Origin of the sequence: Cryobacterium lyxosi (assembly GCF_004403345.1) — a bacterium.
Classification (GTDB): Bacteria; Actinomycetota; Actinomycetes; order Actinomycetales; family Microbacteriaceae; genus Cryobacterium; species Cryobacterium lyxosi.
On the sequence record NZ_SOGT01000006.1, the window covers coordinates 282,103 to 293,819 of the forward strand.

The following is an 11,717-nucleotide window of genomic DNA, read 5'->3' on the forward strand; positions in this document are numbered from 1 at the left end:
ATAGAGCAGATTAAAGCGATCGGTTCGAGTCAATCTCCCGATACGCGGATCGCCCGAAGTGTCAGATCACACGCGGTGTCAGTCCTCGCCGATACTCTGGGAACAAGCTTTGGGGAAAATTAACGCACGCCCGAGGGTGTGGAGGAGACGACGCGCAGCATGACCTATCTAGCGATGATCGAAACAGAGGCGACAAGTGCGCCCATCAGCGTGGAGCAGTGGTGATGGCTCCTACGACTAGGGAAGCTCAGCGCGCACAGTTGCACAAGACGATCTGGCGGATCGCGAACGACCTGCGCGGCAGCGTCGATGGGTGGGACTTCAAGAGCTACGTGCTTGGCATGCTCTTCTATCGGTTCATCTCGGAGAACCTCAGTGCGTACATCAACGCGGGCGAGCACGATGCTGGCTCCCACTTGGACTACTCAACGCTCAACGATGCGGACGCCGAGCCCGCACGTGCTGAGGTCGTTCGGGAGAAGGGCTTCTTCATCCTCCCGAGTGAGCTGTTTACAAATGTTCGCAAGCGCGCCGCACTGGACGAGAACCTCAATGAGACGCTGGAGCATGTCTTCAAGAACATCGAGGGTTCTGCGGTTGGTGCGGACAGCGAAGGCGATATCAAGGGTCTATTCGACGACCTCGAAGTCAACAGTACGAAGCTCGGGAGCACCGTCGCCAAGCGCAACGAGAAGCTCGTCAAGCTGCTCGACGCGATCGGTGAATTGCCCCTGGGTAACTTCGAGGACAACTCGATCGATCTGTTCGGCGACGCCTATGAATACTTGATGCAGATGTATGCTTCGAGCGCTGGCAAGTCAGGTGGCGAGTACTACACGCCGCAGGAAGTCTCAGAGCTCCTCGCGCGTATTACGGTGGTTGGCAAGACCTCGGTGAACAAGGTCTACGACCCGGCAGTCGGCTCTGGGTCGTTGCTGTTGAAGTTTGCGAAGGTGCTTGGCAAAGAAAACGTGCGTCAAGGTTTCTACGGTCAGGAAATCAACCTGACCACGTACAACCTTGCACGGATCAACATGTTCCTGCACGACGTGAATTATGCCGACTTCAATCTTGCCTACGGCGACACTCTGATCGATCCCGCACACTGGGACGATGAACCGTTCGAGGCGATTGTCTCCAACCCGCCCGACTCAATCAAGTGGGACGGCGACGCCAACCCACTACTGATTAACGACCCTCGGTTCGCGCCAGCCGGTGTACTCGCACCGAAGTCGAAGGCCGACCTTGCCTTCACGATGCACATCCTCTCGTGGCTTGCCGTCAACGGCACCGCCGCAATCGTCGAGTTCCCCGGCGTTCTCTACCGCAGCGGTGCGGAGCAGAAGATCCGCAAGTACCTCGTCGACAACAACTACGTCGATGCCGTTATCCAGCTCCCACCGGATTTGTTCTTCGGGACAACGATCGCAACCTGCATCATCGTTCTAAAGAAGTCCAAGAACGACAACGCAGTTCTCTTTATCGACGCCTCCGCCGAATTCAAGCGTGGTGGGAACAAGAACAAGCTCACCGATAAGCATCAGAAGAGAATTCTCGACGCCTTCACTATCCGCGGGAACACCGATCACTTCGCGCGGCTCATGCCGAACGAAGACATCGCAGCAAATGACTACAACATCGCTGTGTCCTCCTACGTTGAGGAGGAAGACACTCGGGAAGTCATCGACATTGCTGGGCTGAACGCTGAAATCGCCAGTATCGTGGACCGGCAGGCCGATCTTCGTATCTCTATTGACGCAATCGTCGCCGACTTGGAAGGCGTGTCGTGAGTCGGATCGATGATCTGATTGGAGAATATTGCCCTAACGGAGTGGAGGTCAAGTCGCTCAGCGACGTGGCCGAGACTGTATCGGGACTGTCCGGAAAGGCAAAGGCGGACTTCTCGGATGGGAACGCTCGTTTCGTTTCGTACAAGAACGCATTCGCCAACCTCGCCGTAGATCTTGAGGCACCCGACTTTGTGAAGGTCGGCCTAAACGAGAAACAGAATCGCCTTCAGAAGGGCGATGTTGTGGTCACTGGATCATCGGAAAACTTCGACGAGGTGGGCATGTCCTCTGTCGTAGTCAGGGAGCCAGACGAGGTGCTGTACCTCAATAGCTTTTGTTTTGCGCTCCGCTTTCACGACTCTGCCCTCTTCTTACCCGACTTCAGCAAATACCTATTTCGCAGCGAATCAGTGCGATCCCAGATTCGACGCGCGGCGAGTGGCGTGACGAGAATCAACGTCTCTAAACCTCGGTTCATGAGAATACGAATTCCCGTGCCGCCTCGCGAGGTTCAGTGCGAAATCGTGAGAATATTGGATCAGTTCACTCAGCTGGAGGCGGAGTTGGAGGCGGAGTTGGAGGCTCGGCGCCGCCAATATGCGTCTTACCGTGACTCCTTGGTAACAACCGTTGATGGGCCGCGCGTCCCCATGGGCGAGCTAGGGACTTTCATGCGAGGTCGTCGGTTCACGAAGAGCGACGTCGTGGAGTCCGGCATCCCGAGCATCCATTACGGGGAGATCTACACCGACTATGGCGTGTCGGCATCGAGTGCCAATCGCGAGGTGAACTCGGACTTGGTCGAGCAGTTGCGGTTCGCGCAGCCTCGCGATGTGATATTTGCGGGTGTAGGCGAAACTGTCCTGGATGTCGGCAAGGCCGTTGCTTGGCTCGGAGATGGGCCTGTCGCGGTGCACGATGATACTTTCTCGTTCACTTCAGGTCTCGATCCGAAGTACGTTGCATACGCAGTCCAGACCGACGACTTCCATGCGCAGAAGTCGAACCATGTCGCGCGTGGCAAGGTCAAGCGCCTTTCGTCGGCGGGCCTATCGAAGATCAGAATTCCGGTTCCGAGCGCTGAGGAGCAAGCGCGAATCGTATCGATCCTCGACAACTTCGATTCCCTCGTGAACGACCTGAGCATTGGTCTTCCTGCCGAGCTCAACGCTCGCCGGAAACAGTACGAGTACTACCGCGACAAACTCCTCACTTTCAAGGAGATGGCCGCATGACCACCTTGCCCATTGAGCGCGCTGATCAGCGTTGGGCCGAGATCTCGGACGACGGTCTCTATCGTTATTTGCTCGGTCGGCGTTGGGACGAGAATCTACCGGAGTGCGTGTTCATCATGCTGAACCCGTCAACGGCCGACTCGACGAAGGATGACCCGACGATCCGTCGATGCATCAATTTCGCCAGGAGCCTCGGTTGCGGGTCATTGCTGGTTGGCAATCTCTACGCCTTCCGCGCAACGGACCCACGCGAGCTTTTCAAGGCCGCCGAACCAACTGGCGGACGGAAGAACGATGAGGTGCTTACCGAGCTTCTCGGTCGCGGAGATGTCGTCATTGCAGGCTGGGGTGCGCACGGTAAGTCTGAGCGTGTCGCTGAGGTATTGCGGCTTCCGGGGGCAGAACGGATTGCCGCGCTTGCTTTAACGAAGGCTGGTGCGCCACGCCATCCGCTCTACGTCCCTGGGTCGGCCACTCCTGCGACCTGGAGGATGACGGCATGAGTGACGCAACTCTTCGCAAGTACGAACCGATCGCGGTCTCCGCCGAAAGCACGGTCGTCGCGGAATACGTCCCGGATGCACACCAGGCTGCGGCATACCAGTCGGAGGCCGATCTCGAGCGCGAGATGATTCGTCTGCTTCAGTCGCAGGCGTACGAGTACCTCCCGATCACGAGCGAGTCACAGTTGGTCGCCAACCTGCGCACCCAGCTCGAGGCGCTCAACTCGATCACGTTCTCGGACGGGGAATGGGCCCGGTTCTTCACCGAGCGAATCTCCGGAGCCAATGACGGCATCGTCGAGAAAACCGTGCGCATCCAAGAGGATCACGTTCAGCTCCTGAAGCGCGACGATGGCTCGTCAAAGAACATCCAGCTGATCGACAAGCAGAACATTCACAACAACAGGCTGCAGGTTATCAACCAGTACGAGATCGACCGTGAAGAGGGCGGCGCGAAGCAGGCAAACCGTTACGACGTGACCGTGCTCGTGAACGGGCTGCCGATGGTGCACATCGAGCTGAAGCGTCGCGGTGTGGATATCCGCGAGGCGTTCAACCAGATCGACCGTTATCAGCGCGACAGCTTCTGGGCCGGCTCGGGCCTCTTCGAGTACGTCCAGCTCTTTGTGATCTCGAACGGGACGCTCACGAAGTATTACTCAAACACCACGCGCCGCCAGCATCTGAGCGAGGCGGCTGGAGCGAAGCGGGTACGCAAGACCTCGAACTCTTTCGAGTTCACTTCGTGGTGGGCGGATGCGCAGAACCAGCCGATCCAAGATCTGACGGCCTTCGCCAAGACGTTCTTTGCCACGCACGCACTGCTGAACATTTTGACGAAGTACTGTGTGCTCACCGCTGACCGTACCCTTCTTGTGATGCGGCCGTACCAAATCGTGGCGACCGAGCGCATCATGCAGCGCATTGAGATCTCGTCCAACTACAGGCAGCTTGGCACTCTTACCGCGGGAGGCTACATCTGGCACACCACCGGGTCGGGTAAGACGCTGACCAGCTTTAAGACGGCGCAGCTTGCGTCGAAGCTGCCGAGCGTCGACAAAGTGCTGTTCGTCGTTGACCGCAAGGACCTCGACTACCAGACGATGCGCGAGTACGACCGCTTCGAGAAGGGTGCGGCGAATTCGAACGCCTCGACCGCGGTGCTGAAGAAGCAACTCGAAGACCCGAACGCGCACATCATCATCACGACTATCCAAAAGCTTTCGACCTTCATCAACGCACCGGCGAACAAGGGACACGCCATTTTTGACGGGCACGTTGTCATCATCTTTGATGAGTGCCACCGCTCGCAGTTCGGCGACATGCACGGCGCGATCACGAAGGCGTTCAAGCGGTATAACCTGTTCGGCTTTACTGGCACACCGATCTTCTCGGTCAACGCTGGGTCGGGTGGCAATCCGCGGCTGAGAACGACTGATCAGGCCTTCGGCGAGAAGCTTCACACCTACACGATCAAGGACGCGATCAGCGACAAGAACGTCCTGCCGTTCCGCATCGACTACGTCAACACCATCAAGCTTCCAGAGGGCATCGCCGACAAGCAGGTCTCCGCCATCGATACGGAGCGGGCGCTGTTGGCGCCGGAGCGGTTGCGTCAAGTCGTGGCATACATCCTGGAGCACTTCGATCAGAAGACCAGACGCAACAACGGATATCAGCATTCGGTCATCACGAACATCGCGGATGTCGCCGGCGGAAAGAACCGGGTTGACGAGCTCAAGGCGGCCCGCCGGATCAGTGGCTTCAACGCCATCTTCGCGACAGCCTCGATCGATGCGGCAAAGCGTTACTACAACCAGTTCGCGATCCAACAGCAAGACCTTCCATCGGACCGTCGTCTGAAGATCGGCCTTATCTACTCCTACGCCGCCAATGAGGCCGAGGGCGAGGGTCATCTGGACGAAGAGGGTTTCGAAACGTCGGCCTTGGACGCTTCGTCGCGTGATTTCCTTGAAGACGCGATCCAGGACTATAACGATCTGTTCGGTACCAGCTACGACACGTCTGAGGATAAGTTCCAGAACTACTACAAAGACCTCTCGCTGCGGCTGAAGAACCGCGAGATTGATCTGGTCATCGTGGTCAACATGTTCCTCACCGGTTTCGACGCGACAACACTCAACACGCTTTGGGTCGATAAGAACTTGCGCTCACACGGTCTGATCCAAGCTTTCTCGCGCACCAACCGGATCCTGAACTCGGTCAAGACCTATGGCAATATCGTCACCTTCCGCGATCTTGAGGAGAAGACCAACGACGCCATCGCTCTCTTCGGCAACAAGGACGCCCGCGGGATCGTGCTGCTCAAGCCTTATGCCGAGTACTACGGCGAATACTCGGAGAAGGTTGCCGAACTGCTCGACACCTACCCGCTGGGTCATATGGTCGAGGGCGAATCCGCGCAAAAGGCATTCATCGCCCTCTTCGGTGCGATCCTGCGGCTACAGAACATCCTCGTTTCGTTTGACGACTTCACCGGCGACGAGATCCTCACCGAGCGGCAGGGACAGGACTACCGCAGCGTGTACCTCGACCTCTACGCCGATTATCGCAAGGACAAGGACTCAGAGAAGGAGTCGATCAACGACGACGTCGTCTTCGAGATCGAACTCATCAAGCAGGTCGAGATCAACGTCGACTACATCCTCATGCTCGTGCAGAAATATCGCAATGAGCGTGGTGACGGCGATGACACCGAAGTGCGCGCGGCGATCTCCCGTGCTGTGGACGCATCTCCGTCGCTGCGCAACAAGAAGGACCTCATCGAGGCGTTCGTGAACTCTATGTCTGTAGACGGCGAGGTGGACGAGGAATGGCGAGCGTTCATTGCTGCACGTCGCGAAGCCGAGCTCACCACGATCATCGAGACCGAGAGCCTCCGCCCCGACGAAACTCGCGCCTTCGTCGAGACCGCATTCCGCGACGGTGCCATCCAAACTACTGGCACTGCGATCACAAAGGTATTGCCTCCGGTCTCCCGCTTCTCGGCGGCCGGCGGTCACAGTGAGAAAAAGCAACGCGTGCTCGCAAAGCTTGGCGAGTTCTTTGAACGATTCTTCGGGCTGAGCTCGGGCGGAGTCCAGTAGTGATGCTTGAACGCAGCCATAACGACCGATTTGTTGAGCCGGCGGTCAACTGCCCTAACCGAGGAGCTATCGCACACGGGCTGAACGATGCGCCTCCGGTTGCTGAGGAGTGGAGATAGCGCCGATGATGCGAGTAAGAGAGTGCCTGGACCAGATTTTGAGGCGTGCCACAAAATGGGGCTATTTCGTGGTACTGATTCTGCTTGTCGTTTCGCTGATGCTGTTCATCCTTCTCCTGGCGCCGCCATCGTTCGAACTGAAGAGCATCACTATCAGTTGGCACGCGGAGTGGGACCTTTGGACCATCCTCACAGCTGTGGGAACAATTGGGGCGACAGCTGTTGCGGTCTGGCTGGCTCTTCTCGGTCTAAGGAAGGACCGCGATGCCGTCGCCCGGGTAGTCGCAGCATGGATTACGGATGACTATGAACCGCGAGAAGACGGCTCATCCTATGAGCGCGTCGTTCGTGTCCATATCGCCAATCAGAGCACAGAGCCCGTTTTCGATGCCCGCTTGAACGTAGTTTTTGGCCGCGATCAGACTCCACTCGGGCCGCTCTCTGCACCTACGCCTATCAGCGTTGTCCCGCCTCGAGGCGAACTCATTTATGACATAACGATTCCTCTGCTTGCACACAGAAATTCCTGGAATCCGCGCGCCACCCTGTACTTCACCGACCCCAAGGATCGACGTTGGCTACGGAACGCTGATGGAAAACTTTTCGACGTCTCGAAGGAGAAAGCACGCTGGTCAGCACCTGAAGCAATCCCCGACGAGCGTCAGCTGGGGGATTTATCGACTCCGATGAATCCGATGATGGTGGCGGTCGCGTTTTTAGCGGGTGTTCGCGACCCACAGTTTGATTTAGAAAAGCTTCAAGTTGTTCTCGCTCCCGAGGCACCGGGGTGGGCTGATGCTGAATGGGCGCACATCGGTAGCGACCTCGCCCGGTACCAGCCGACGTCGATGGTCGATTACCCGGCACCACGGATCGCACGAATCAAATTGTCGGGCAACGTCGAGCTTGAAGGCCGGAGTGTCGAAGGTGAAGGCCTGGAGCTTGAAGACTTCATCTTTATGACGCTGACCTTCGCGCCCGACCGTGGATGGCGCGTTTTTGGAGTCGGAGCGTCCGTACGTCCGGATGAGATCCTCTTCGAGGAGGGCAGCCTGCTCGAAGACTCCACCCCGTCGCCCACGGCAGGTGAAGGCAGCATTCATGACTGACCGCGCTCGTCGTAGATGCCGTGTCGTCGCGATTTTCGGCGGCTCAAGGGTGACAACCGAGCGCTCACGAACGCGCTTTGTAGCGTCACCGCGTAAGGGATCCAGATCGATGCAAATACTGATTTCTATGAGGGTAAAAAACCTATGAAGATAAGACGTCTCAAGATTTCCAACTACCGGGGAATCAAGAGCCTTGACTGGGTATTGCCCACTGATGAGCGACTAATCTGTTTGATCGGCCCAGGTGACAGCGGGAAATCCTCGATTCTAGAAGGTCTACATCTTCTACTTGGTGATCGATGGAACCCTTCGCTTGCGGACACCGATTTCTTTAACTGTGATGTTTCAGAGCCAATCGTCATTCGAGCGGCGATCACTGATCTCCCTGCCCATCTGCTGAAAGAGACCGCGTACGGTCTCTGGCTAAGTGGCATTGACACTGCTGGCGAAGTATCGCAAGATCCTACGGATGAGACAGAGCCGTGCATCATTGTTCAACTTCGTATTGACGACTCGTTGGAACCAGTATGGACGGTTGAGCGGTTGCTCGGTGGAGAGGGAAAGCCACTCAACACCTATGCCCGCCGTGAGTTCGCCACTTTTAAAGTGGATGAACGAATCGATGTGCACCTCCGTTGGACTAGAACATCCGCACTGGGGCGATTGTCCGATAAGGGTAGTGGTGCCAAGAACGCGATGGCGATTGCTTCACGTGCTGCAAGAGAAGCACTTGCAAGTATTGATGATGCGGATCTCACGGCGGTTGCCGATCGCGTGCAGGATCAAGCGAACCTTGTTGGTGGCGGCCGATTCACGGCGATCCATCCTGGTCTCGACACATCGATGGCATCTGCTGGTGGCAACCTTGCGCTATACGAGGGGCTCGTTCCTCTCGCTGGTTATGGCCTTGGAAGCAAGCGGCTCACGGGTATTGCTGTCCAGCAACTCGCTGCTGGTCAGAGATCGACAGTTCTCATCGACGAGGTAGAGCATGGGCTCGAACCTCACCGGTTGGTGCGGCTTCTTCAGCACCTCCTCGGATATGAGGAATATAGTCAAGTCTTCATCACGACACATTCGCCGGTGGTAGTTGAGCAATCTCAAACTGAAAGCCTCGCGGTAGTCCGGAACGATGCTGGATCTGTTGTGGTGCATTCACTCGCGACCAGCGCCGGTGATGTCGCATTGCGGTTGAGACGGTCTCGCCCATCATCCTTTCTCGCGCGTCGGATCATTGTCGCTGAGGGGAAGACTGAGCATGGGCTGCTCATGAAATATCTCGAGACGTGGGATGAAGATCGGCGTACTCAAGGCCTCTCGATCTCTGCAGGTGACGGTACCGTCATTCAAGATGCCCAGGGCGGATCCGAAGTAGCGATCAGAGCAACAGCCTTACGCGAACTCGGCTACGACGTCGCTGTGCTTGTTGACAACGACGACACGAGTATTGATGATGCGATCGCCGCAGCCAGTGCGGCCGGAGTCGAGGTCTTCCGCTGGGACACCGGCCTAAACACGGAGAGCCAGGTGGTCATGCATTTGGATCAAGGCGGTGTTGAACGCATGCTTGATCTCGGAATCGACATGCGAAATGACCGGGAGACAGTCCTACTGGATCTCAAGAAACACGGGCTGCCAGCTGTGGTCGACACCTTGAGCCTTTCCGACTGGTTCGCGGCCGGCGTCACTGATCTTGCCGCTGCGAAGGAGATGGTCATGAAGGCCATGATCAAATCGAAGTGGTTCAAAGACGTGGACTCCGGCAGGCGGCTTGGCGAGTGGCTCATGGTTGAGCAGGAACTCTTTCAAGGAACTTCGGTAGAAGCTGCTTTAGCGGGACTTCGAGCATTTGCATACCCTGCCCGGCCTTCCGGGGAAGAAGAAGCGCAGGCTGTCGAGTCAGATGATTGACGAGGCATTGCGTGAAGCCGCACAACGCGTACTCGACGCGTCTCCGTGCTCACTTGAGATGCCCGCTGGAACCGGAAAGACGCACCTTCTAGCGGCCGCAGCATCGTTAGTTTCCGAACAACATGGACGATCGCTAATTCTCACACACACGAATGCTGGAGTTGACGCCCTTTCAAAGCGGTTGCACAAATTTGGTGTTCCGAGCTCGGCGGTGCACATCGAAACGATCACTGGCTGGGCGTTCGCGCTGGTGCGGGCGTACTCTGGCCTTGCTGGCTTGGTTGTTCCTGAGTCTCCGGATTGGACGGCTTCTGGCTCGTACATTGCAGGTGCAGCTCGCGTGGCAAAGGCAGATGCGATCATACGAATGCATGCTGCGAGCTTTGACTATTTTTTTGTGGATGAATATCAGGACTGCAATGAGGCTCATCACCTTCTGATTGAGGCCATTTCAATGGCGATTCCGCGGACCATTGTGCTTGGAGATCGCCTCCAAGGGATCTTCGGATTTGCAGAGCCGCTTATTGACTGGGATACGCATGTGCTGCCGCGATATCCGGCACTCTCGCTGGAACACATTCCACACAGGTGGCTAGGGCACAACGAGTTACTTGGAGACTGGCTCCTCAGCCAACGACCCAACCTCGTGCATGGTGCGAGGTTTGACATCGCGAATCACAGTGTCCCCGGGCTGTCTTGGGTTGAGGATGTGGATGGTGCGCTGCATACAACGGCGTACTCATTCACGGACTATGGTGAGACCGTCCTCCTACTCGACAAGTGGGCTTCGGGTGCTGCGAGGCACGCGAGTCGGCTCGGCGGGGTGTATGTCGTGATTGAAGATGTTGCTGGCCGGTTTATGCGTGAGCAACTGGAACGGCTTCCTTCGGAGGGGACGCGCGAGCTTGCGGTTTGGCTTGCCGTATTCGTCAAAGCCTGCACAGTCGGGTTGGGCTCAATCGATTCCCCGATCTTGGGAAAATTAGGGCTTGGACAATCGATTACCCACTACTCACGCCCCGGACTCGAACCTGTGTTGGGTGCGTTGGACAGCTTTCGCCAAGCGCCGAGCTACAAAGCTCTCCTCGAAACTGCGGAGATGATCCGTGCAGTTGATGGCGTGCGAATCTACCGCTGGGAAGCGTGGAATGACACGCTTGAAGCAATCGAATTGAGTCTCGGTGACGGCCAGCCTCCGATTGAGCATCTCGCGCGAGTAAGAGATCGGCTTCGCAAGCTCGGTCGTCGTCGAAATGCCCGCATTGCTTCTACAACATTGCTCGTCAAGGGGCTTGAGTATGACCACGTGATTATCGCCGATCTTTCCGGCATGCTCGATCCGCGCAATCTTTACGTTGCGCTGTCCCGGGCCCGGAAATCGGTGACTGTTATCGGTTCGAGTTCATCGGTAGTGCTGCAGAACGAGAACTAGGAAGGTGCTTCGCCAGAGATCGCTTCTGAAAAAGTCTTGATCGACACCGCGCCGAAACCACGCACGCCTACAAGGGTCGCCGGCAAGTCTCGAACCATCCGACTCAGTACCGTCTCACGACCGAAAGGCAACACGTACTACGCTGCGCGGGCACTGTTTCGACTCGCCAAGGAGGACGTCGACGGGAAGCTCCTTCAGAAGGTATTCAAGGTCAAAGCGAAGTACGACCGATAACGCCCCTGATAGCGTCCGGTTGAGCTTGACGTGTCCTGCGACGCTGTCATAATAAGGTGCACTAAGGGGAACAAACACTGATGGCTGCAAGTAAGAAGAACGAACCGACAACAAGGATGACCAAGGTCGTCTACTTCGACGAGGAGTCCGCGTCGGACTACCTCGATATGAACCGTCCCGGGTTTCATGCCGCCGTTTTGTTGGCGGCTTCGATATTTATCGGGCCGTTTGTTTCAGCGTAATAGTTGCGTTCATATTCTTCGGGCGGCATGTTCCC

General features: G+C 56.8%; 7 protein-coding genes. All 7 read left to right on the top strand.

What is annotated here, in order from left to right; all coding sequences use genetic code 11:
* The first annotated feature begins 224 nt into the window (after positions 1-224).
* Positions 225-1,790 carry a type I restriction-modification system subunit M gene (locus E3T27_RS06225; RefSeq protein ID WP_134571939.1) on the top strand — a complete coding sequence of 522 codons (1,566 nt, stop codon included), beginning with the start codon at positions 225-227 and terminating at the stop codon, positions 1,788-1,790.
* Positions 1,787-3,025, top strand: a complete 1,239-nt coding sequence (locus tag E3T27_RS06230; RefSeq protein ID WP_134571940.1) for a restriction endonuclease subunit S — start codon at positions 1,787-1,789, stop codon at positions 3,023-3,025. Before E3T27_RS06225 ends, E3T27_RS06230 begins: the two co-directional genes overlap by 4 nt.
* Positions 3,022-3,528 (top strand): DUF1643 domain-containing protein, encoded by a 507-nt coding sequence (locus E3T27_RS06235; protein WP_134571941.1) that lies wholly within the window; start codon positions 3,022-3,024, stop codon positions 3,526-3,528. Before E3T27_RS06230 ends, E3T27_RS06235 begins: the two co-directional genes overlap by 4 nt.
* Positions 3,525-6,635, top strand: a complete 3,111-nt coding sequence (locus tag E3T27_RS06240; protein WP_134571942.1) for a type I restriction endonuclease subunit R — start codon at positions 3,525-3,527, stop codon at positions 6,633-6,635. The genes E3T27_RS06235 and E3T27_RS06240 overlap by 4 nt, the downstream gene beginning before the upstream one ends.
* A 124-nt stretch (positions 6,636-6,759) precedes the next feature.
* Positions 6,760-7,863, top strand: coding sequence for a hypothetical protein (locus E3T27_RS06245; RefSeq protein WP_166786119.1), 1,104 nt, complete (start codon positions 6,760-6,762; stop codon positions 7,861-7,863).
* 144 nt (positions 7,864-8,007) lie between these two features.
* Positions 8,008-9,774, top strand: coding sequence for an ATP-dependent nuclease (locus tag E3T27_RS06250; RefSeq protein WP_134571944.1), 1,767 nt, complete (start codon positions 8,008-8,010; stop codon positions 9,772-9,774).
* Positions 9,767-11,206, top strand: a complete 1,440-nt coding sequence (locus E3T27_RS06255; protein WP_134571945.1) for a DEAD/DEAH box helicase — start codon at positions 9,767-9,769, stop codon at positions 11,204-11,206. The genes E3T27_RS06250 and E3T27_RS06255 overlap by 8 nt, the downstream gene beginning before the upstream one ends.
* The last annotated feature ends 511 nt before the right edge of the window (positions 11,207-11,717 follow it).

Excerpts from the sequence above, each read along its gene's own strand:
- E3T27_RS06250 (WP_134571944.1), top strand. The coding sequence starts at position 8,008 with ATGAAGATAAGACGTCTCAAGATTTCCAACTACCGGGGAATCAAGAGC.
- E3T27_RS06245 (WP_166786119.1), top strand. The coding sequence starts at position 6,760 with ATGATGCGAGTAAGAGAGTGCCTGGACCAGATTTTGAGGCGTGCCACA.
- E3T27_RS06235 (WP_134571941.1), top strand. The coding sequence starts at position 3,022 with ATGACCACCTTGCCCATTGAGCGCGCTGATCAGCGTTGGGCCGAGATC.
- E3T27_RS06255 (WP_134571945.1), top strand. The coding sequence starts at position 9,767 with ATGATTGACGAGGCATTGCGTGAAGCCGCACAACGCGTACTCGACGCG.
- E3T27_RS06240 (WP_134571942.1), top strand. The coding sequence starts at position 3,525 with ATGAGTGACGCAACTCTTCGCAAGTACGAACCGATCGCGGTCTCCGCC.
- E3T27_RS06225 (WP_134571939.1), top strand. The coding sequence starts at position 225 with ATGGCTCCTACGACTAGGGAAGCTCAGCGCGCACAGTTGCACAAGACG.